At 64.5% G+C, this 20,982-nt stretch carries 18 protein-coding genes; 8 read left to right on the forward strand and 10 right to left on the reverse strand.

All coding sequences use genetic code 11. The features are described from left to right. Nucleotides 1-4: 4 nt before the first annotated feature. From XH79_RS23910 to XH79_RS23920, 3 genes are all read left to right on the forward strand, one after another. Nucleotides 5-3,175, forward strand: a complete 3,171-nt coding sequence (locus tag XH79_RS23910) for a CheR family methyltransferase (protein ID WP_271583168.1) — start codon at nucleotides 5-7, stop codon at nucleotides 3,173-3,175. Then, entirely contained in the window at nucleotides 3,172-3,921 is a 750-nt protein-coding gene (locus XH79_RS23915; protein ID WP_271583169.1) for a Crp/Fnr family transcriptional regulator, read from the forward strand. Before XH79_RS23910 ends, XH79_RS23915 begins: the two co-directional genes overlap by 4 nt. 369 nt (nucleotides 3,922-4,290) lie before the next feature. After that, nucleotides 4,291-4,539, forward strand: a complete 249-nt coding sequence (locus XH79_RS23920; protein ID WP_212336020.1) for a DUF6894 family protein — start codon at nucleotides 4,291-4,293, stop codon at nucleotides 4,537-4,539. A 59-nt stretch (nucleotides 4,540-4,598) separates the two neighbouring features. Here XH79_RS23920 and XH79_RS23925 read toward each other — a convergent pair whose 3' ends face one another. Beyond that, on the reverse strand, nucleotides 4,599-5,372 hold the full coding sequence (locus XH79_RS23925) for a helix-turn-helix transcriptional regulator (RefSeq protein WP_271583170.1): 774 nt from the start codon (nucleotides 5,370-5,372) through the stop codon (nucleotides 4,599-4,601). 108 nt (nucleotides 5,373-5,480) lie between these two features. Between XH79_RS23925 and XH79_RS23930 the strand changes: the two genes are divergently transcribed. After that, nucleotides 5,481-6,560, forward strand: coding sequence for a quinone oxidoreductase family protein (locus XH79_RS23930; protein ID WP_271583171.1), 1,080 nt, complete (start codon nucleotides 5,481-5,483; stop codon nucleotides 6,558-6,560). A 130-nt stretch (nucleotides 6,561-6,690) separates the two neighbouring features. On the opposite strand, the gene XH79_RS23935 is transcribed toward XH79_RS23930, so the two are convergent. From XH79_RS23935 to XH79_RS23975, 9 genes are all read right to left on the reverse strand, one after another. Continuing rightward, a complete protein-coding gene (locus XH79_RS23935; RefSeq protein WP_174719152.1) occupies nucleotides 6,691-7,392 on the reverse strand; it encodes an ABC transporter ATP-binding protein in 702 nt (233 codons plus the stop codon). Nucleotides 7,393-7,399: 7 nt separating this feature from the next. Beyond that, a complete protein-coding gene (locus XH79_RS23940; protein WP_018642337.1) occupies nucleotides 7,400-8,680 on the reverse strand; it encodes a lipoprotein-releasing ABC transporter permease subunit in 1,281 nt (426 codons plus the stop codon). 90 nt (nucleotides 8,681-8,770) lie between these two features. Then, complete coding sequence (gene proS, locus XH79_RS23945) at nucleotides 8,771-10,090, reverse strand: proline--tRNA ligase (RefSeq protein ID WP_183238930.1); 1,320 nt, start codon at nucleotides 10,088-10,090, stop codon at nucleotides 8,771-8,773. Between the two features lie 145 nt (nucleotides 10,091-10,235). Continuing rightward, entirely contained in the window at nucleotides 10,236-11,795 is a 1,560-nt protein-coding gene (locus tag XH79_RS23950; protein ID WP_271583172.1) for a copper resistance CopC/CopD family protein, read from the reverse strand. Next, nucleotides 11,795-12,313: a YcnI family copper-binding membrane protein gene (locus XH79_RS23955; RefSeq protein WP_271583173.1), complete on the reverse strand. Its 519-nt coding sequence runs from the start codon at nucleotides 12,311-12,313 to the stop codon at nucleotides 11,795-11,797. The genes XH79_RS23950 and XH79_RS23955 overlap by 1 nt, the downstream gene beginning before the upstream one ends. Before the next feature lie 20 nt (nucleotides 12,314-12,333). Then, nucleotides 12,334-12,747 (reverse strand): hypothetical protein, encoded by a 414-nt coding sequence (locus tag XH79_RS23960; protein ID WP_271583174.1) that lies wholly within the window; start codon nucleotides 12,745-12,747, stop codon nucleotides 12,334-12,336. A gap of 20 nt (nucleotides 12,748-12,767) precedes the next feature. Next, entirely contained in the window at nucleotides 12,768-13,289 is a 522-nt protein-coding gene (locus XH79_RS23965; RefSeq protein WP_271583175.1) for a copper chaperone PCu(A)C, read from the reverse strand. A 38-nt stretch (nucleotides 13,290-13,327) separates the two neighbouring features. After that, complete coding sequence (locus XH79_RS23970) at nucleotides 13,328-15,808, reverse strand: TonB-dependent receptor (RefSeq protein ID WP_271583176.1); 2,481 nt, start codon at nucleotides 15,806-15,808, stop codon at nucleotides 13,328-13,330. An 84-nt stretch (nucleotides 15,809-15,892) separates the two neighbouring features. Then, nucleotides 15,893-16,270, reverse strand: a complete 378-nt coding sequence (locus XH79_RS23975) for a DUF2946 domain-containing protein (RefSeq protein WP_212336012.1) — start codon at nucleotides 16,268-16,270, stop codon at nucleotides 15,893-15,895. A gap of 483 nt (nucleotides 16,271-16,753) precedes the next feature. Between XH79_RS23975 and XH79_RS23980 the strand changes: the two genes are divergently transcribed. The 4 genes from XH79_RS23980 (at nucleotide 16,754) to XH79_RS23995 (ending at nucleotide 20,898) form a co-directional block, all read left to right on the forward strand. Beyond that, nucleotides 16,754-17,158, forward strand: coding sequence for a globin (locus XH79_RS23980; protein ID WP_271583177.1), 405 nt, complete (start codon nucleotides 16,754-16,756; stop codon nucleotides 17,156-17,158). 152 nt (nucleotides 17,159-17,310) lie between these two features. Further along, nucleotides 17,311-18,333, forward strand: a complete 1,023-nt coding sequence (locus XH79_RS23985) for a sugar ABC transporter substrate-binding protein (RefSeq protein WP_271583178.1) — start codon at nucleotides 17,311-17,313, stop codon at nucleotides 18,331-18,333. Between the two features lie 21 nt (nucleotides 18,334-18,354). Continuing rightward, nucleotides 18,355-19,857: a sugar ABC transporter ATP-binding protein gene (locus tag XH79_RS23990; RefSeq protein ID WP_271583179.1), complete on the forward strand. Its 1,503-nt coding sequence runs from the start codon at nucleotides 18,355-18,357 to the stop codon at nucleotides 19,855-19,857. A 12-nt stretch (nucleotides 19,858-19,869) separates the two neighbouring features. Beyond that, the gene (locus XH79_RS23995) at nucleotides 19,870-20,898 is read left to right on the forward strand and encodes an ABC transporter permease (RefSeq protein WP_271583180.1); all 1,029 of its coding nucleotides are present in this window, start codon (nucleotides 19,870-19,872) and stop codon (nucleotides 20,896-20,898) included. The last annotated feature ends 84 nt before the right edge of the window (nucleotides 20,899-20,982 follow it).

The raw sequence follows: 20,982 nt of genomic DNA on the forward strand, positions 1-20,982 counted from the left end.
GATCATGGACGAAGTCGGCAAGACGGCGGGGGAGCCGGAGCCTCAAGCCAAGGCCCCGTTGGTCATCGGCGTGGGGGCATCGGCCGGTGCAATCGACAGCATCGAGCGGTTCTTCGCCAAGCTGACATTGGGCGACGACCAGGCCGTCGTCCTGGTCCTCCAAAATGCCGAGGCGCTCGGCGACGGGCGGTTGCGCGGCCTCGTCCAGCGCGCCGATGGCGCGCGTCTTGCCGACATCCACGATGCGATGGCGGTCGAAGGCGGCGTCATCTATCTCAGTCCCGCGGCCAAGATCACCACGATCCAGGACGGGCGCTTTGCGGTTCGCAAGGCCGAACAGGGCCCGGGCGAGCGGGCCACCATCGACAGCTTCCTGGTGTCGCTCGCCGAAGAGCGTGCCGAGCAATCCATCGGCGTTCTCTTGAACGGGACCGGCGGCGACGGCACGCTCGGCGCGGCCACGCTGAAGGACCACGGCGGCCTCGCCATTGCGGAAAGATTGGCTGGCGACGAATCGTCCGACCATCTGGTCGACAGCAGCAGACCGGCGGCGATCGCAGATTACGTCCTGCCGCCCGAGGACATCCCGGAGCACATCCAGGTCTATGCCCGCCATCTCCGGCGGCTCGAAGAGAAGCAGGGATTCGACGAGGTCCTGGCCGCGGCGGCGAGCTCGCTGTCGCGCATCGCCGACATTCTGCGCAACAAGACCGGCAACGATTTCCACGGCTACAAGCAGAACACCTTCCTGCGCCGCGTGCAGCGGCGCATGCAGGTCGTGCAGATCGAAGAGATCACCGCCTATGTCGACTTCCTGCGCACCGACAAGGACGAGGCCCAGAATCTCTTCAACGATCTTCTGATCGGCGTCACCGAGTTCTTCCGCGACAAGCGCGAGTTCGAAGTGTTCGAGACGCAGATCATCCCGAAGATCTTCGAGGGCAAGGCAAACGGCCAGCAGGTTCGCGTCTGGGTGCTGGGCTGCGCCACCGGCGAGGAGGCCTATTCGATCGGCATCCTGCTGCGCGAACACATGGCCACGCTCGACTCCACTCCTCAGGTCCAGATCTTCGCGACCGACATCGACGGCCGCGCGCTCGCAACCGCCCGCGTCGGGCGCTACCGCACCAATATCGAGCAGGACATGTCTCCCGAGCGCCTGGCGCGCTGGTTCGTGCGCGAGGGCGACACCTATTGCGTGGTGAAGGAATTGCGGGAGATGTGCATCTTCTCCCAGCACAACGTGATCAAGGATGCCCCGTTCTCCAAGCTCGATCTCGTCTCCTGCCGCAACCTGCTGATCTACCTCAACGCAGAGCTTCAGAACCGGGTCATCCCGCTGTTCCATTTCGCGCTGCTGCCCGAGCGCTTCCTGTTCCTCGGCAACTCCGAGAACGTGACCCGGCACCCGAAGCTGTTTGCGCCGATCGATCGCCGCGCCCGCATCTTCAGGAAGCTCGATACCGGCACGCGGCTGCCGCCGGAATTTCCGATCTCGACCTCGGCCGGGCGTACGCCGGTCGAGGTGCCGCCGGTTCGCTCGTTCGGGCCGGACGTCGGCCTCGAACGCCGCGCCCAGCGCATCGCCGAGCGCTATGCGCCAGCTTACGTGATTACGGACGACAATTTCCAGATCCTGCACTTCTCCGGCCGCACCGGACGCTACATCGAGCCGACCGCGGGGGCGGCCTCGCTCGACCTGCTCCAGCTGGTGCATCGCGATCTCAGGCTGGAATTGCGCACTGCCCTCTCCCGCGCCTCGGAGACCAACGAATCCGCCCATGCCGAGCAGGTTCAGCTCGACGTCAACGGCCATCGCGTGCTCGTCGACATCACCGTCGAGCCGATCCTGGAGGGCGCCGGCGGCCATCGCAACTTCATCGTCCTGTTCAAGGACGGACCGGCGCGCGCCGCCGATGTCCCCGAGAACAATCCCGGCGCGCTGGTGCGGACCGAGCATGTCGAACGTCTCGAGGGCGAATTGCGGGCGACCCGCGAACGCCTCCAGGCGACGATCGAAGAGCTCGAAAGCACCAACGAAGAGCTGAAATCCTCGAACGAGGAATATCAGTCGCTCAATGAAGAGCTGCAATCCGCCAACGAGGAGCTGGAGACCTCGCGCGAGGAGCTGCAATCGGTCAACGAGGAACTGACCACCGTCAACGGCGAACTGGCGCACCGGGTTCAGGAGCTGACCCGCGCCACCAGCGACCTCAAGAACTTCCTCGAAAGCACGCAGATCGCGACCGTCTTCCTCGACAACGATCTGCGCGTGATGAACTTCACCCCCGCGATCACGCACATCCTGCACCTGGTCGAGACCGATGTCGGCCGCCCGATCGCCCACATCAAGGCCCGCATTCCGATCGAGGAGCTCTACGACGACGTGCGCCGCGTCCTGCGCACGCTCGCCAGCGCCGAGCGCGAGCTGACCGCGCCCGACAGCGGCACGCGCTACATCGTCCGCATCCTGCCCTATCGCAGCATCGACAATTTCATCGCCGGCGTCGTGATCAACTTCATCGATGTCACCGCGATCACACGCGCAGAGGAGCGGCAGCGCCTTCTCCTCGCCGAGCTTCAGCACCGCGTTCGCAATACGCTGGGCGTGGTGCGGTCGATCGCGCGCCGCTCCGCGGAGACGAGCTCCACGGTCGAGGAATATTCCGCCCATCTCGACGGGCGCCTCAATGCCTTCGCGCGCACCCAGGCGCTCGTGACGCGGGATCCGGAGGGCGGCGTCGATCTCGAATATCTGGTGATCGAGGAGCTGCTGGCCTATAATGCCCACGAGGGCGAGCAGGTTCGCGCGTCCGGGCCGGCGGTCCGTTTCCAGCCGAAGGCAGCGGAGACGTTTGCGCTCGCAATCCACGAGCTTGCGACCAATGCGCTCAAATACGGCGCGTTGAGTCAACCGGGCGGTCGGCTCGAAATCTCGTGGCGTATCGACGGGGCGGTCGAGCTCCCGCAACTGCTGTTCGAATGGCGTGAGCGCGGCGGTCCGGCGGTGACACCACCGCCGCGCAAGGGTTTTGGCACCGAGCTTCTGGAACGCACCCTTGCGTTCGAGTTGAAGGGGCAGACGACCATGTCGTTCAACGCGTCCGGCCTCATGTGCTTGATCGCGATCCCCCTGACGAGGCGCACCTTCCATACGCCGTCGCTGGAGGAATGATGCGCTCTCACGGGACCGATGGCGGTGTGGCGCAGGCGGTCCTCCGCCGCTTCAACGCCTTGCGCCCGCTGTCCGACGAGGACGCCGCTGCGCTGGAACATGCCATTCTCGAGGGTTTGTTGCGTGCCGGGCCGGGCGAGGACCTGATCGCCGAAGGCGATCCCGTCGACAGCGTCCGCCTCGTTCTCTCGGGCTGGATGTTCCGCCACAAGACGCTGGAGGACGGACGTCGGCAGATCGTCAATTTCATCCTGCCGGGCGAGACCTGCGACGCCCACGCCTATCTGCTGTCCACCATGGATCATGCGATTACGACGGCGACGCCGGTTGCCTATGCCGAGATCAAGCGCGCGCGCTTCGAACTGCTGATGGCGGCTCACCGTACGCTGGCCGAAGCCTTCATGTGCGAGACGCTGCTGAACAGCGCGATCCAGCGCGAGTGGGTCATCAACCTCGGCCGGCGGGCAGCCTTCGAGCGGGTAGCCCATCTGTTCTGCGAAATCTTCGAACGGCTTCGCCCCGTGGGCCTCGTCGACGGCAATTCCTGCGCGCTTCCGGTGACCCAGACCGATCTGGCCGACGCGACCGGCCTGTCGGTGGTTCATGCCAACCGCACGATCCAGGAATTGCGCGCGTCCGGCCTGATCGTCCTGAAGGACCGGACCCTGACGATCAGAGATCTCGAAGCGCTCAAGAATGCGGCGATGTACTCGCCGGGCTATCTTCGGCTCTATCGGGCGAAGTGAACGATCCTACGACCGGCGACTTCAATACGGCGGCTCAAGACGTCCCCCTATGATCCGACAGCAGCACTGCCTGACCTTGTTTAATCGAATTTCGCACTGCCCCCTATCAGTTCTGACTGGAACGAGTTTGCTGCCCGTTAGCTTATGTTAAAGCGGACGCATCGAGGGGAGCTTCGCGCGATGAAGCCGATGCGAAGCGCTGACGCCTTCAGGCGGAACAGTGCCGCTGATTGACGGCGGAGCGCTCGATCCGCTCGCTTACGACGCATGCTGGCAGCTTGCTGCCGAATGGCACAGAACGGCCAACAACGCGCAATATGAAACGTCCTGGCGCAGACCGCCCTTGAGCGACTGGCATCGGAGATCAGAATGCCACGTTACTATTTCGATCTTCGGGACGAAGATGAGTTGGCCCCCGACGAGGAAGGTCTCGAGCTCTCCGGCCTTCGCGCAGCCCAGGTCGAGGCCGCCAGGTCGTTGGTCGATATGGCGCGAGACGCGGCCTGTGCGTCGGCTCCCGTGAATGGCACGCACCGCATGGCGATCGAAGTCCGGGACGCCGGCGGCCCCGTGATGCAGGTGAAGTTCACTTTCGAGGTCGAGACGCTGAAGCATTGAAGCGGCCGCGGGCGACCGCCGCTGAAAAAGCCGGCAGTTGAGCCCTGTGTCTTCAGGCCTCACACCGGCGTGTAGATCACGAGCTTCAGCGCGGGATCGTCATTGGCCTGGAAGCTCGTGTGCTCGAACCGGAGCAGGCCCTTGGTCGGATGGTTCATGGTCTTGAGGCCCGACGAGGTGTTGCGGATGTCATGCGCCTCCCACCATTTGACGAACTCCGGACTGCCCTGACGCAGCCGCGCGAGCAGCTCGGTGAAGGCGGGATCGCCGGCCCAGACGTCGTGGGTGGCGCGAAACATCGCGACCATGCTCCTGGCGACATCGGTCCAGCTCGCGCCGTAGAATTTTCGGGTCTGCTTGCTGGTCAGCACCAGCAGCAGCGTGTTGCGGTCCTGCTCGGGTAGCTTCCCGAAACCGAAGACCTCCTCGGCCGCGTCGTTCCAGGCCAACACGTCCCAGCGCCGCCCGGTGATGTAGGCCGGCTGGGTCAGGCTCTCGATCATCCGCTGGATCGGCGGCGGCACGGTCTCCCGCACGAAGGCGCCCCTGGCGCCATCGCGCGCCAGCGCCTTGAGATGCGCGTGCTCGGTCTTCGAGAGGCGCAGCGCGCGGGCCAGCGCGTCGATCGTGGTGACCGAGGGACTGACGGTGCGGCCCTGCTCGAGGCGGATGTACCAGTCGACACCAATGCCGGCGAGCTGGGCGACCTCCTCGCGGCGCAGCCCCGCGGTGCGCCGCCGCCGGCCCGCGGGCAGGCCGACGGTCTTCGGCGACAGCTTTTCGCGGCGGGACCTGAGGAAGTCGCCGAATTCGACGCGGCGCGGGTCAGCCATGATGCGCGTCCTCGATGGAGGGCCTTTGTAATACTAGGATAATACCAGGCCTTCTTGTCCCTTCAAGGGCGGTGCATATCCACCTCACCCGTCCCTGAGGTGAACATCATGAAAGCTGCCGTGCTCAAATCCTTCGGCTCGCCGCTGGCGATCGAGACCGCCCCCGACCCGGTGCTCGGCACCGGCGAGGTCGTCATCGACGTCGTCGCCACGCGCGTGCTGTCCTACATGAACGAGGTCTTCAGCGGAGAGCGAAACTACGCGCTCGACCTTCCGATCATCCCCGGCCCGGGCGGCATCGGCCGCGTGCGCGCGGTCGGCCCGGACGCGACCAGGCTTGCCGTCGGCGACTGGGTATTTTGCGACCCGACTGTGCGCTCGCGCGACGACGCCGTGGCGCCCGATATCGCCTTGCAGGGGCTCACGGCGGCCGGTCCCGGCGGCATGCGCCTGCAACGGCATTTTCGTCACGGCTCGTTTGCCGAGCAGATGCGCGTGCCGACGGAGAACGTCAAACGCCTCGGCACGATCACGTCCGAGCAGGCCACGCGATGGTGCGCGCTGGGCACCCTGCTGGTGCCCTATGGCGGCTTCCTCGCCGCCAACCTGCAAGCAGGCGAGACCGTGCTGGTCAGCGGAGCCACCGGCAACTTCGGCAGCGCGGCGGTGTCGGTTGCACTGGCCATGGGCGCGGCCTGTGTGGTCACGCCGGGCCGCAACGACAAGATTCTGGCCGACCTCGTCCGCCGCTTCGGCAGCCGCGTGAAGCCGGTCAGGCTCAGCGATCACGAGGACGACGACCGCGAAGCGATGAAGCGCGCCGCGCCCGGGCCGATCGACTGCGTGTTCGACATCATGCCGCCTTCGGTCAGCCCGACCGTGGTGCGCGCGGCGGTGATGACGGTGCGCGCCTATGGCCGCGTCGTACTGATGGGCGGTGTCGGCATGGCGGGCGGCGCGGGCCTCGAGCTGCCCTACCCCTGGATCATGCGCGATTGCATCAGCATCCACGGCGTCTGGATGTATCCGCCGGATGCGGCAAGCCGCCTGATCGCGCTGGTGCGCTCAGGGCTGCTGCGGCTGGAGGAATACGAGACGACGGCCTTCGACCTCGACCATGCCAACGAAGCCGTGGCGCACGCCGCCGCCAATGGCGGGCCGTTCAAATTGACGGTGATCAGGCCGTAACTAGCCCGCCCGCTGCGGCGATGCGCCGTCGCAGCGGGTTTGCCCGACATGTCAAAGCGTTGGGAGGCGTCACCCCGAACGCGACCGAAAGCGGCCGGCTACTGTGCATGGGGTTGTTTTCGCAGTTTTTTTATTCGAGCTCGACCACTTGGCCGTTCGACAGCGAGACCCGCCGGTCCATGCGGCCGGCGAGCTCCATGTTGTGGGTCGCGATCAGCATAGAAACCTTGGTCGCCTTGACGAGCTGCATCAGGGCCTGGAACACGTGATCCGCCGTGTGCGGGTCGAGGTTGCCCGTCGGCTCGTCCGCAAACAGCACGCGCGGCGCATTGGCCACCGCGCGCGCGATGGCCACGCGCTGCTGCTCGCCGCCCGACAGCTCCGCGGGACGATGGGTGATGCGGTCGCCGAGGCCGAGATAGCCGAGGATCTCCTTGGCGCGCTTGACGCTCTCGGACTTCTTCAGGCCGCGGATCATCTGCGGCATCATCACGTTCTCGAGCGCCGAGAACTCCGGCAGCAGCCGGTGCGACTGGTAGACGAAGCCGATATCGGTGCGGCGCAGCTGGGTGCGCTCGATGTCGGGCAGTTGCGAGGTCGGCGCTCCGTTGACATAGACCTCGCCGGAATCGGGCGCCTCGAGCAGACCCGCAATGTGCAGCAGCGTCGACTTGCCGGAGCCTGACGGCGCCACCAGCGCGACCGACTGTCCGGCCCACAGCGCGAGCTTGGCGCCGTCCAAAATCGTCAGCGGCACCTCACCCTGCAAGTACTGCCGCTTTATCTCGTGGAGATAAATGACCGGTACATCTTCAGCCCCCTGCTGCTCCATCAGCCCCTCACTCGTACCGGAGCGCTTCGACGGGATCGAGGCGCGCGGCGCGCCAGGACGGGTACAGCGTCGCCAGGAACGACAGCGTCAGCGCCATGATGACGACCGCCGTGGTCTCGCCGATGTCGATCTCGGCGGGCAGCTTCGACAGGAAATAGAGTTCCGGCGAGAACAGCTCGGTGCTGGTCAGCCAGGACAGGAATTGCCTGATGGACTCGATGTTGAGACAGATCACGAGGCCGACGACGAATCCGACCAGGGTGCCGACCACGCCGATCGAGGCACCCGTGATCAGGAAGATCCGCATGATCGAGCCCTGCGAGGCGCCCATGGTGCGCAGGATCGCGATGTCGCTGCCCTTGTCCTTCACCAGCATGATCAGGCCGGAGACGATGTTGAGGGCTGCGACCAGCACGATCATGGTCAGGATCAGGAACATGACGTTGCGCTCGACCTGGAGCGCGTTGAAGAAGGTCGAGTTGCGCTGCCGCCAGTCGACCAGGAACACCGGCCGGCCCGCGGCCTCCGTCACGGCCTGGCGGAAGGCGACGATCTGATCGGGATTGGTGGTGAACACCTCGATCGAGGTGACGTCGTTGCTGCGGTTGAAATAGGCCTGCGCCTCCGCCAGCGGCATGAACACGAAGCCGAGATCGTATTCGGACATGCCGATCTCGAACACGGCGACGATCTTGTACGGTTTTATGCGCGGCGTCGTGCCCATCGGCGTCACCGCGCCCTTCGGCGCCACCAGCGTGATGCTGTCGCCGGCATGCAGCGACAGCTGGTCGGCAAGGCGCCGGCCAATCGCGACGCCCTGCCCCTCGTCGAAGCCTTCGAGCGAGCCCTGCTTGATGTTCTTGGCGATCGAGGTGAGGTTGTTGAGATCGTCGGAGCGGATGCCGCGCACCAGCACGCCCGAGGCGTTCCACGGCGAGGACGCCAGCGCCTGGCCGTCCACCACGGGTGCGGCGAGCCGGATGCCTTTCACCTGGCTGAGGCGGTCGGCGACGTCCTTCCAGTCGGTCAGCGGCGATTCCAGCGGCTGCACCAGGATGTGGCCGTTCAGGCCCAGGATCTTGTCGAGCAGCTCCTTGCGGAAGCCGTTCATGACCGCCATGACGATGATCAGCGTCGCAACGCCCAGCATGATGCCGAGGAACGAGAACCCGGCGATGACCGAGATGAATCCCTCCTTGCGGCGCGCCCGCAGGTAGCGCGCCGACAGCATCCACTCGAATGGCGCAAAAGGCGCGGTTTGCACGGTTTCAGTCATGGTCTCGTCCATCGCTCGATAATCCCATGATTCGGGGTCAATTGTGGCCGGATTGGCGGCCGCGATATCAAGCGATGAACAATATTCAGCCGACCAGCCTTATCAGCCCACAAGTCTTGCGACCGCGTCCGCAGGCGACATGGTCTCGCGGGAGCCGTCGCTGCGCCGCTTGATCTCGACCTTGCCATCGGCGAGCCCCTTCGGCCCGATCATGATCTGCCAGGGGATGCCGATCAGGTCGGCGGCGGCGAATTTGGCGCCGGCGCGCTGGTCGGTGTCGTCGTAGAGCACGTCGACGCCCTTGGCCTGGAGCTCGGCATAGAGCTTCTCGCAGGCCGCATCGACCGCGGCATCGCCCTGCTTGAGATTGAGCACCACCGCGCGGAACGGGGCGACGGCCTCGGGCCATTTGATGCCGGCATCGTCATGGCAGGCCTCGATGATGGCACCCAGCAGGCGCGAGACGCCGACGCCGTAGGAGCCGCCATGGATCGGCACGTCGACGCCGTCCGGGCCCGCCACGAGCGCCTTCATGGGCTCGGAATATTTGGTGCCGAAATAGAAGATCTGGCCAACCTCGATGCCGCGGGTGTTCACCCGCTTGTCCGCGGGCACTTCCTGCTCGAACCGGGCGGCATCGTGAACGTCTTCCGTGGCGGCATAGACCGAGGTCCACTGCTTGATGATCGGCGTCAGGTCGCTGTCATAGTCGACGTCCTCGCCAGGCACCGGCAGGTCCAGCACGTCGCGATTGATGAACACGCCGGATTCGCCGGTCTCGGCGAGCACGATGAATTCGTGGCTGAGATCGCCGCCGATCGGGCCGGTCTCGGCGCGCATCGGGATCGCCTTCAACCCCATCCGCGCGAAGGTGCGCAAATAGGCGACGAACATCTTGTTGTAGGCAACGCGCGCCGCCGCCTCGTTGAGGTCGAACGAATAGGCGTCCTTCATCAGGAACTCGCGGCCGCGCATCACGCCGAAACGCGGCCGCTGCTCGTCGCGGAATTTCCATTGGATATGATAGAGATTCAGCGGCAGGTTCTTGTAGGACTTCACGTAGGCGCGGAATATCTCGGTGATCATTTCCTCGTTGGTCGGCCCGTACAGCAGCTCGCGCTTGTGACGGTCGGCGATGCGCAGCATCTCCGGGCCGTAGGCGTCGTAGCGGCCGCTTTCGCGCCAGAGGTCGGCGAGCTGGAGCGTCGGCATCAGCACCTCGATCGCACCGGAGCGGTCCTGCTCCTCGCGCACGATTTGCTCGATCTTCTTCAGCACGCGGAAGCCGAGCGGCAGCCAAGCATAGATGCCGGCCGCCTCCTGCCGGATCATGCCGGCGCGGAGCATCAGCCGATGCGAGACGATCTCCGCCTCTTTCGGATTTTCCTTCAGGATGGGCAGAAAGAACCGCGACAACCGCATGGCAATACTCTGGGAATCAGTGAGGGGTTGCAGTGAAACCGGATTGGGAGCGAAAACACAAGGCCGGGAATGAGGAAAAGCCGCTAAGACGGCGGAATTCCTGTCATTTTTCCGTTGCCTTCAGATTCAGCTTGAACCGGTTTGCCTACGGCGCCACCTCAAATTCGTCCTCGAGTGTGATCTGCTCGAAATCGGTCACCAGCGCATCGATCCGCACGTGCCAGCGGCCGGCGAAGGGCAGCTCGACCTTGCGCACGTGCCAGTAGCCGTCCTGCCCGAGCGAAGCGGCCCGCTCGGTCGGCTCGATGCCGCGCTCCGGCAGGCTCAGGGTCAACGTCACCTCCTTGGCCGCAAGCGGCGTCCCCTCGCCGGTCATGAGCTGGAGCACGAAATCGTCGACGCCGGCCTTGCCCGGCGAGACCAGCACCTGGAACATCGCTCTGTCGGTGTGGATGTGGAGCGCGAGCGGCGCCTCGGGAACAATGGTCCGCGGCGGCGGCGTGAAACGCCAGCCGGCCACGACGGCGAAGATGGCGAATGCGATCACGCATTCGAGCAGGATCGAGCGCTTGAGCGCAGGCGCAGCGTTCTCGTCCTGCGCCAGAGCCGACGTCAGCCGGAACCGGTTGAGTGCGGCAAGCGCCAGCAGCAGGACGGCCAGACCAAGCTTGATCGACAGGATGGCCCCGTAACGGGTCTCGACCAGCGCGGACGGCCTTTCGAGCTGGACGATGGCGAGGCCAAGTCCGGTCAACGCCAACACGCCGACGGCCAGCACGGCAATACGCGAAAACCGGTTCACGACCGGCAGCGCCGCAGTCGCCGGCTTCGACACCAGTGCGGCGAGCGGCGCGAGGGCTCCGATCCAGAAGGCAACGCCGAGGCCATGGAGGAAGATCGCCGGCCGAGTCAGCACCTCGGGCGGTGCCGTCGCTGCGTGCCCGGTCATGGCGAGCGACAGGCCGACGCCGATGAATGCGATCATCGCAAAGGCGCGCGCATACCACGCGCTGCGCAGCGCCATCATCGCGAGCAGCATCGATGCGACCGCGACGAGCAGCGCGGGCCCGGCGCTGGTCGCGAATGCGACCTTCCACGGAGCAGCCGTTGCGAGCAAGGCCGGCCGCAGGCCAAGAAGGTCGAGGCCCAGCATACCGAGCGAGACGATCGCACTCGGAATGCCGATGACGAGCCCCATGCGAGGTACAGCGGTGCCCGTCATCGACCACGCAATCCACCGCGAAAAGAACACGCCGCCGACGCCGACGAACAGGCCGAGATAGAGACCGACCCGTGCCAGCCAGATCAGCGCGCTCAATCCGCCGTCCGCCCGTCCGGGCGGCTTCGTCGCCGTCGGAGCACCGACCGAGAAGATCACCGATCCCGCGACGGGATGGCCGTCCTGCGAGATCACGCGATAGCTGACCACGGCCGTTCCCTGCGGCAGGTCAGGCGGCATCACAACCGAAATGGTCTCGCCCGATGCGTCGATGCGCGCGTCGTCCCGTGCCTTGCCCGCACCGTCGATGAGCAGAATTGCGCCCGGCGTCACCGCCTCGTTGAAGCGCAGCTCCACCGCCTTCGGCGCGGTCTTCAGGATGCTGCCGCTCGCCGGATCGACCGAGACGAGCGCGGCGTGGGCCGACGCGCCCGTCGCAAAGCCGGCAACGAGCAACAACGTCGCGAGCGCGGCGAAGAAGCGCATCAGGGTTTTGGCAGCAGCTTCACCCCGGGCGCCGGCGACTTGCTCTCATGCGAATGCCCTGCCCCCTCCGCCGGGATTTCAATCCAGCGGCTGACGCCGGTCTCGCATTCCTGGACCACGGGAAAGTACAGCGTCGTGTTCGGCTTGAGCGCGTCGGTCAGGACAGCGTGCATGACGAACTCGTCATAGTTCTTGTCCGACAACTTGCCGCCGGACCATGCGACCTCCTTGACACCGGAGGAGAGCTTGTTGCCGTGATAGTTGTATTCGGCGGCATATTGGCCCTCGACGACATCGACACTCCAGCCCGCCTTCGGCATCGGCTTCACCGCGATCACCCCTTCCGGGACCTGCACGCGGATCTTCACCGTCGGCGAGCCCGCGCAGCCGTGCGGCACCGCGAACACGGCCTTGTAGGACGCCCCGACGGTGGCTTGTTTGCTCTCCAGAAAGACATGCGCTGTTGCCGGCGACACGGCGAGCGCAGCAATAAGGAACAAGAGAGATAGTTTCGACATGTTCGGCCTTTCGAGCGGAGTCATTTGATCAGGATCGGCGATTCCACGCTGACGTGGTCGGCTTCGGAGATCGAAATCCCGAGGCCCAGCATCCAGCGTCCAGGCGTCAACTGCGCCACCTTCACGCGCCAGCCATCCTCGCCGTCGCGCGAGGCCGCGACCGGTGCGAGCTTTCTTCCGGTCTGCGTATCCACGAGCGTCACCGATACGGCTTTGGCCGTGAGCGGTGTCTCGTCGACCGTCTCGAGCTGGATGGCAATCTCGACCGGGCCGGCGCGGCCGGGCGAGACCGTGACATTGGCCATCGCCTTCTCGGTGTGCAGATGTGTGAAGAAGCTGTCGTCATCGGTCGCCGCCGCAAGCGGTGTCGCGGCAACCGACAACAGCGCGGTCATTGCGAACGCGAGGGCCGCGATGGTTCGATTCGAGGTCATGAGAGGCTTGATCCGTTTCATCACATTTTCATTCCCGAATGATCGTGCATCTTCTTCATCATCTGCCCGCCGTCGCCCGGCGCCTGCGCACCGACGGCCTGCACATCGAGAGACACGGCGACCTTGCCGGCCTTCTCGAACTGAAGCGTCACCGGAACCTTGTCGCCCTGTTTGAACGGACCCTTCAGCTCCTGGAGCATCAAATGATTGCCGCCCGGCGCGAGCTTCACGGTCTTGCCGGGATCGATCACCAGTCCCTTGTCGAGCAGGCGCATCTTCATCACGCCATTGTCCATCGCCATTTCGTGGACCTCGGCCTTCCCCGCGATGTCGGCGGAAACGCTGACCAGTCTGTCCGCGGCCGTGCCCTTGTTCTCGATCGTCAGATAGCCGCCCGCGACCTTCGCGCCGCCCGGCGTCGCCCGGCTCCACGCCTGCGAGATGACGAGATCGCCGGCCTTGACGTCCTCGGCGCGGACGGGGGCGGCGAACATTGCGGCGGAGAGCGCTGCGAGCGCGAGGATGCGTGAGAGCTTGGTCATGTCCTTTGCCTTTCTTGTCGTCAACATCGCCCCACCCGTCAGAACGTGTACTTGCCGGCGAGAACGAAGGTTCGCCCCGGGAACGGATGGAACAGGAAATACTGCTCGTTGAGGAGATTATCGATGCCGAAGTCGAATGCGAAGTTCTTCGTTGCGTTGTAGTGGATCTTCAAGTCCACGACGAAAAAGTTATCGAACGCGCCATAGACGTGGGAGACGCGATCGGTGTTGTCCAGCGTCGAATACTGCTTGCCGCTGTAGCGTGCGGCAACCGTGTAGGCCCAGCTGTCGTTCGGCCGATAGGTCACGCCGAACTTGGCGCGCCAGTCGGGCACGTAAGGCACGCGCTTGCCGACGACGGTCGTGGGCAGGTTCGTCAAGGGATCAACGCCGGCCCAGCCCGAGTCGGCGAGGATTCGCGAGTCGACATAGGTCACGCTCCCGAACAGCTGCAGACCGTTGACGAGAACGTTGTCCTTGTCGGCCGAAAGCTCGATGCCCTGCATGCGGATCGCATCGACATTGCTGAAGGTGGTCGCGCTTTGGGTCGCATTGATCATGTTGGTCTGCGCGATGATCGCGTTGTTCGTCCGCTCCCTGAACAAGGTCAAGCGGACGCGGCCGTCATTCCAATGACGCTCGATGTTGAGCTCGCCGGTGAAATCCTGTTCGGGTTTCAGGAAGGGATTGGCTACCGTAATCGTATTGCCGACGGTCACGTTCTGATAGAGTTCGAGAACCGTCGGGTAGCGATAGGCCTCGCCGAAATTGACTGTGATGTTCCAATCCTTGTTCGGATCGTAGGAGAGCGATGCCTTCGGCGAGAAATTCGTCGAAGCAAGACCCGGCTGGTTGGTCGTGAACGACGAGGTAATGACGCCAGCCCCGTTAGCCAGGGTCACGACGTTCTGACCGTCGAGCGACTGCCAGGTCTCCAGCCGTCCGCCCAGGGTCAGTTTCAGATTGGGCTGTATTTTCCAGGCGTCCTGAAGCCAGAGCGCGCCGGTGCGGGTTTCGCCCTGACTGTTCGCGTAAAGCTGTCCCGTGCCGGTCGAAGCCTGATACCAAACGGCCGACCCATAGGTCGGATTTTCCAGGCGGTACCGGTCGCCGTGGATGCCGAAGCTGATCTCGTGCTCTCCGCCGTAACCGAGCGGGCGCCAGATCCCCTTGGCATCGGCGTTCTGCCAGTTGGTGCCGTCCATGCGCTGGATCTTGCCGTTCTGCGAGAAGCCGACGCCGGTCGACGTCACGGCATAGGGATTGAGCTGGGTATCCTCGAGATAGTTGTAGCTCGAGGCGGACAGGTCGAAATCGAAAGTGCCTTTGGTGTCGCTCTTGATCGCGACCGCGTTGCTCACATGGGTTTCGTCCCAGATATATTTGGAGTTCGCGAAGGTCGTGATGTTGTTAAAGGTCGGCAGCCCGGTCGCCGTCGACCGCAGATAGGTCTGGGGATCGGAAACCTGATGGTTGTTCCAGACTCCGAACGAATATGTCGCCTGCACCAGCGGTGTCACATCATAGGCAAAGCGGAGATTGCCGGAGGTCTGTTGCGAGTGAGCGACGGTGCCGGCGCCCACTACATTTGCAATCACACCCTGCTTGTTTAGCGCCGGAAACATCCCGGTCGTGCCGGGCGGAGTACCGGTGGGATTTGCGGGCGTCGCGCCGAAGGTCACGTATGTCAGCGGCTGCTGGTAGCTGTCGAGATAGTTGGCGCTGACGAGCCAAGACAGCTTGCCGTCGCGATTGCCCGCGGCGGCGCTGGTCTGGCTGGTCACGTAGGTGTCCTTGGTGCCGTATTGATTCCACGGCATGACGGACACGGTTTCCTTGGCGACCGCAAACGGCTTGTCCGGCATCTTTGACGAGATCAGCAGCACACCGCCGATCGAGTTGCCGGGATAGGCGGCCGCGAACGGACCGTTGAGGTAGTCGACCCGACCGATCGCTTCCGGTGAGATCAGGTTCCACTTCGGCGAGGCATTCGTGTTGTTGTTGCCGATCAGCGCCGAGATCAGGAGATCGTCGTAGTAGATCAACGTCCGCGAGCTCGAATTGAGGCCCCAGCTGCGCGTCGCGAGCACGGCATTGTTGTCCCCGTCATTGCGCTTCCGCACGAACAGGCTCGGCATGTATTTGACGGCGTCCTCGGGGTCCTTGAGGTTGATGGTCTCATCGACCTCCTTCGCCGTGACGCTGAAGGACCGTTGCGGCAATTGATAGCGCGCTACGGCGGCCGGCGGCTCCAGTGACGGCCGGGCGCCGCCCGCCCCCTGCTCGCCCGTGACGATGGGAGTTCCCCGCTCGCTGGCGGGCTTTGCCGACTGGGTCCTGGCGGCAGCCCTGTGCACCGCTGGCTTGCGCGGCTTGGGTTTCACTGCCGCCGGCGCATCGACGGTAACCGGCGGCAGCACTGCGCTGCCGCTCTGGGCGAAAGCTCCGCTCGAGGACGCAAGCAGCGCCGCCTGGACGGCAACAACGCTCACGCCGCGGCGGGCATGACAACGTAACATAGGGCATTCCTGACGCCGGCTTTCTTCCCGGCTGTTCGACAGCATCAATCGCCAGCGGACGAGCCGCGGCGACGGTGGAGGTCGTCAGGAAATGCGAGGAGGCGCGCGCGCCTGGGCGCTCGAGCCCTTGTGGGCGAAAACGGCCGGTACATCCGCCGCGTGCCACACCACGCGCTCGGCGTGGCGGAAGGGAATGGCGAGCGCCGGCTGCGGCGGCGAATCCAGCGATGCGTTGGCCTGCGCAAGACAGCAGAGTGCACAGGCGCCGGCATGCGCGGTCGGCGCGCCGGTCCGATCGTTCAGGCCGCCACCCTGGTCGCTCGCGCTATGGCAGATGACGGCGGCGGACAGCGGATCGGCCACGGCCTGGCCTGCCGCGAGACAAGCGGCAATCGGCGCCAGCACCTGCATCACCAAAGCGAGCAGGACCAGAGGTAGGAATTTTTGCAGCCGTGCGCGCATCCACCGAACCATTCGTTCGTGCGCTAACTAAACACCGCGCCGGCACCCGAGTCGAGGCCAGTTCCGCCGCCCGCTTGGCCCAGCGCAAATTTCCTCAAAAACTGCGGTCGGGGCCCCCTGCCACGGGTGGGGTCCGGCATTTGAGGCAGCCAAACCGCCCTCGCCCATCCACAGATTTCTTATATTTGTCATATGCTTAGATGGCCAAGAGCCCGAACATTTCGTCAGCTGCTCTTATTTTGAACAATCGTTGCCGAAAATGATGACAAGTGAGAAAAGTTGATCTAGCATCCTCTTGCTCAGGCGCTGACCGCGAGGTCGAGGCCTGGTGGTCCAAGTCTCGGGAGGAGCCCCTGGCGCGCAAAATGCAGCGTCGCCCCGTCAATCAAGATCAAATCTTAAGATCGGGGATAATAGGGTCGACACAATTTTTGAGCGGGGCCAGGGCCCCGCTCTTTTTTTGCCCGCATGGCTGAAAAGCCGATGAATACCTTCCCCAATCCGATCGAACAGAGTTTTGAGATCGCGGCACAGCGCTGCGCTGATTTCACGCCGCTCGTCTACCAAAGGCTGTTCGAAGCACATCCGGAAACGCGGACGATGTTCCGCGCGCAAGGCAGCGATCTCGTGAAGGGATCGATGCTGGCGCTGACGATCGAGGCGATTCTCGATTTCGCGGGCGAGCGCCGCGGGCATTTCCGGATGATCGCCTGCGAAGTCGTATCGCACGATGCCTATGGCACGTCGCGCGAGCTGTTCATCGCCTTCTTCGCCATCATCAGGGATACGCTGCGCGATCTGCTCGGCGATGAATGGACGCCGGACATGGCACTGGCCTGGGACGCATTGCTCGTCGAGGTCGATACATACGCCGGTATTCCGGCCTGACGCTTTGCGCTGCACCAACGCGCGGCAGCGGTGACGCTGCGGCGATGTCGCGATTGATTGCAGATTGAGTGCCAACAACTCTTGTGAGAGACTTTCGGACATCGGTCGCGCAAACAATGACGCGCCGACGACAAGATATATGGGAGCGAGCGATGTCCGGGACGAAAGATTTCTCGACGACGAGGCGCGATCTTCTTCAGGCGGCAGCGACCGCCGGCGCCGGGGCTGCCCTCTTCGGCAGCATGGACATAAACCCCGCACTGGCAGCCGAGGTCGGACGCAGCGAGAAGCCGCTGAAAGCGGCATTCTCCAACGCCGGCCTTCAGGCCACCTGGTGCGCACAGGGCAAGCAGGCCGCGGAATTCTGGGGCAAGCTGTTCAATGTCGAAGTCACCTGGTTCGACGGCCAGCTCGATGCGGTGAAGCAGCGCGCCGCGATCGACAACATGGCCTCGCAGAAATGGGACTTCGTCGCGATCCAGGCGTTCGGCATCGGTACCCTCACCCAGCCGGTGCAGAAGATGATCGACGCCGGCACGCCCGTGATCGACATGGACACGCTGATCGCGCCGCTCGACCAGATCAACGTCCACTCCTTCCTCGCCCCTGACAACGAGTTCATGGGCGCTTCGGTGACGCAGGCGCTGTGCAACGCCATGGGCGGCAAGGGCAAGATCATCATGACGCAGGGCGCCCTCGGCCACACCGGCGCGCAAGGACGAGCCAAGGGCTTCAACTCGGTCGTCAAGCAATTCCCCGGGATCGAGGTGCTCGACACCCAGCCGGCCGACTGGGACGTGTCGAAGACCGCGCGCCTCTGGGAAACGTACCTCACGAAATATCCGCAGATCGACGCGGCGTTCTTCCACAATGACGACATGGCGCTTGCGGCGGCCAACATCATGAAGGCGCGCGGCCGTACCAACATCCTGATCGGCGGCGTCGATGCCATGCCGCCGGCGATCCAGGCGGTCAGCGAAGGCCGTATGTTCGCAACCGTGCGCAATCCGTCCTGCCGCATCCATGGCGGCGCCATCATCGCGGGCGTCTCCGCCGTGGTCGGCGGCGAGAAGAGCGGTCAGGGCATTCCCAAGAACGTCGTCACCGACGGTCCTGTCGTGACCAAGGCCAATGCCGCCGGGATGCAGTGGATGCAGGATCACTTCCTGATCTGAGCCTCCAAGATCTGAACTTTCATGTCAGAGGGTCGATCGCCCATCCTGGAACTGCAGGGCATCACGAAGAGCTTCGGCGGCGTCGAGGCGCTTCGTGGTGTCGACTTTGCGCTTCACGCCGGCGAGATCCACGGTCTCGTCGGCGAGAACGGCGCGGGAAAAAGCACGCTGATGAAGATCATCGCCGGCGTGCACAGCGAATTCTCCGGCCGCTTCCTGATCGACGGCAAGGAGACGCATTTCCGCTCGGCCCGCGATGCGCACGCGGCGGGCATCGCCATGGTGCATCAGGAGCTCTCTGTCGCCCCCGATCTCACGGTCGCCGAGAACGTCTTTCTCGGCAACCAGCCGACCAACGCCCTCGGCCTGGTGCAATGGCGGCGCATGGCACGCGAGGCCGGCGAGCAGCTCGCCCGCTTCGGCATCGACGTCGATCCGATGACCCGGCTCGGCGATCTCCCGATCGGGCTGCAGCAGCTGATCGAGATCGCGCGCGTGCTGTTCTCCGGCGCGCGCATCGTCATCCTGGACGAGCCGACCTCTGCCCTCTCCCCGCCCGAGGTCGAGCGCCTGTTCGCAACGCTGAGGCGGCTGCGCGAGGAAGGCACGGCAATCGTCTTCATCTCGCATTTCATCGAGGACATCCTGCTCGTGTCCGACACGGTGACCGTGTTCCGCAACGGGCGGAAGGTCGCGGAGACCGCGAGCGCTGCGACCAGCAAGGGCGCGCTGATCGAGGCCATGATCGGCCGCGGCGGCGAGGCGCTCGAGCACAGCTATACCGACGATCTGATGCTGCCGCAGCCGAGCGACAGCACCGTGGTGCTGAAGGCCGATCAGCTGTCGCTGGCGCGCAGCCTGAAGGACGTCTCCTTCGAGGCGCGCGCCGGCGAGGTGCTCGGCATCTACGGCTTCATGGGCTGCGGCCAGCAGGAATTGTCGCGCATCCTGTTCGGCAAGCTGAAGCCGGACAGCGGCACGCTGGTGGTCGATGGGACGCCAAAAGCCTTCGCCAGCACGGCGGCGGCGCGGCGCGCGGGCGTTGCGCTGGTGCCGGAGAGCCGGCGCGACATGCTGTTTCACCAGGAGCCGGTCTACAAGAACATCTCGATCAGCATCCTCGACCGCATCTCGTCCCTCCTGCTCAAGCCGGCACAGGAGCGCGACATCGCCAGGCGTCAGGTCGAGCAGCTGCAGATCCGGCCGCCGGTGGTGGGCCTCGATCTCGGCATGCTCTCCGGCGGCAACCAGCAGAAGGTCGCGCTGGCAAAATGGCTGACCTATCCGCCAAAACTGCTGGTGCTGTGCGAGCCGACCCGCGGCATGGATGTCGGCGCCAAGAACGACGTCATCAACATCGTCCGCGACCTCCGCGCCAGGGGGCTCGCGATCATCGTGCTGTCGACCGAGCCGGAGACGGTGCTGTCGCTGGCCGATCGCATCCTCGTGCTCAAGCGCGGCGCATTGGTGCGGGAATTCAGGAACGAGCCGGTCAGCAAGGACCGCCTGCTGGAAGCGGCGTGACGGAGAAGCACAATGGCGAGCAGTGAGACAGTTCCAGCGGCGGGACAGCGGACGCGGGGCCTTGCGCCCTTCCTGCGCTCGCAGATGCGCAACATCGCGCCGTTCCTGACCTTGATCTTCCTCTCCGCCTTCTTCGCTTTCGCCAGCCCTTCCTTCGCGACGCTCGACAATCTCGGCAACATCCTGACGCAGGTGTCGGTGACAGGCATCATCGCCGTCGGCCTCACCTTCGTGATCCTCTGCGCCGAGATTGATCTCTCGATCGCCAGCATCGCCAACGTCACCGGCATCGCGGTCGCCTACTTCACGCTGCAGGAATCCTACGTCAACATCGCCAACATCCCCCTGCCCGGCGCGGCTGCGATCATCCTGTCGATCCTGCTTTGCGCCCTGCTCGGCCTCGTCAACGCATTGGGGCTGACCGTGATCGGCATCCCCTCCTTCATCATGACGCTGGCGATGATGCAGATCGCCGCCGGCATCTCGGCCCTCCTGGTGCGCGGCCAGATCGCCTACAAGGTGCCGAGCCTGATCACGACGCTCGGCTCCGGCTCGATCGGCGGCATTCCCTGGATCGTCATCGTCGCCGCCATCATGCTGCTCGGCGGCCATCTGGTGCTGACCTACACCCGCTTCGGCCGCTACGTCTACATGGTCGGCGGCAATCGCGAGGCGGCCGAATATGCCGGCCTCAACGTCAAGCTCATCCTCGGCGCAGTGATGGTGATCTCGGCGGTGTGCTCCGGCATCGGCGGCATGCTCGGTGTCGCCCATTTCGGCAGCGCGCAGCAGAACGAGTTCGACACCTATTTGCTCGACTCCATCGCCGCGGTCGTCGTCGGCGGCACCAGCCTGTTCGGCGGGCGCGGCGGCATCGGCAACACCATCGTCGGGCTCTTTGTTCTCGGTGTCCTGAATAACGGCCTCGACCACGTCAACATCGACAGCTTCCTGAAGATCCTGATCCGCGGCCTGATCCTGCTGGCGGCGCTGATCATCAACGTCTATGCGCAGCGCTTGCGAGAAAAGGCGGCGGAGTAGACGGCCGCCAAAACAATAAGTGCGAAAACAACCCCATGCACAGTAGAACCCGTGAGGAAGTTCAGCGGCTTACCAAACGTGCAA

This window comes from Bradyrhizobium sp. CCBAU 45389 (genome assembly GCF_028128625.1).
In the GTDB taxonomy this organism is placed as follows: domain Bacteria; phylum Pseudomonadota; class Alphaproteobacteria; order Rhizobiales; family Xanthobacteraceae; genus Bradyrhizobium; species Bradyrhizobium liaoningense_B.

Excerpts from the sequence above, each read along its gene's own strand:
- XH79_RS23990 (WP_271583179.1), top strand. The coding sequence starts at position 18,355 with ATGTCAGAGGGTCGATCGCCCATCCTGGAACTGCAGGGCATCACGAAG.
- XH79_RS23955 (WP_271583173.1), bottom strand. The coding sequence starts at position 12,313 with ATGTCGAAACTATCTCTCTTGTTCCTTATTGCTGCGCTCGCCGTGTCG.
- XH79_RS23970 (WP_271583176.1), bottom strand. The coding sequence starts at position 15,808 with ATGTTACGTTGTCATGCCCGCCGCGGCGTGAGCGTTGTTGCCGTCCAG.
- XH79_RS23965 (WP_271583175.1), bottom strand. The coding sequence starts at position 13,289 with ATGACCAAGCTCTCACGCATCCTCGCGCTCGCAGCGCTCTCCGCCGCA.
- XH79_RS23950 (WP_271583172.1), bottom strand. The coding sequence starts at position 11,795 with ATGCGCTTCTTCGCCGCGCTCGCGACGTTGTTGCTCGTTGCCGGCTTT.
- XH79_RS23925 (WP_271583170.1), bottom strand. The coding sequence starts at position 5,372 with ATGGCTGACCCGCGCCGCGTCGAATTCGGCGACTTCCTCAGGTCCCGC.
- XH79_RS23985 (WP_271583178.1), top strand. The coding sequence starts at position 17,311 with ATGTCCGGGACGAAAGATTTCTCGACGACGAGGCGCGATCTTCTTCAG.
- XH79_RS23960 (WP_271583174.1), bottom strand. The coding sequence starts at position 12,747 with ATGACCTCGAATCGAACCATCGCGGCCCTCGCGTTCGCAATGACCGCG.
- XH79_RS23975 (WP_212336012.1), bottom strand. The coding sequence starts at position 16,270 with ATGCGCGCACGGCTGCAAAAATTCCTACCTCTGGTCCTGCTCGCTTTG.
- XH79_RS23910 (WP_271583168.1), top strand. The coding sequence starts at position 5 with ATGGACGAAGTCGGCAAGACGGCGGGGGAGCCGGAGCCTCAAGCCAAG.
- XH79_RS23920 (WP_212336020.1), top strand. The coding sequence starts at position 4,291 with ATGCCACGTTACTATTTCGATCTTCGGGACGAAGATGAGTTGGCCCCC.
- proS (WP_183238930.1), bottom strand. The coding sequence starts at position 10,090 with ATGCGGTTGTCGCGGTTCTTTCTGCCCATCCTGAAGGAAAATCCGAAA.
- XH79_RS23980 (WP_271583177.1), top strand. The coding sequence starts at position 16,754 with ATGAATACCTTCCCCAATCCGATCGAACAGAGTTTTGAGATCGCGGCA.
- XH79_RS23930 (WP_271583171.1), top strand. The coding sequence starts at position 5,481 with ATGAAAGCTGCCGTGCTCAAATCCTTCGGCTCGCCGCTGGCGATCGAG.
- XH79_RS23915 (WP_271583169.1), top strand. The coding sequence starts at position 3,172 with ATGATGCGCTCTCACGGGACCGATGGCGGTGTGGCGCAGGCGGTCCTC.
- XH79_RS23995 (WP_271583180.1), top strand. The coding sequence starts at position 19,870 with ATGGCGAGCAGTGAGACAGTTCCAGCGGCGGGACAGCGGACGCGGGGC.
- XH79_RS23935 (WP_174719152.1), bottom strand. The coding sequence starts at position 7,392 with ATGGAGCAGCAGGGGGCTGAAGATGTACCGGTCATTTATCTCCACGAG.
- XH79_RS23940 (WP_018642337.1), bottom strand. The coding sequence starts at position 8,680 with ATGGACGAGACCATGACTGAAACCGTGCAAACCGCGCCTTTTGCGCCA.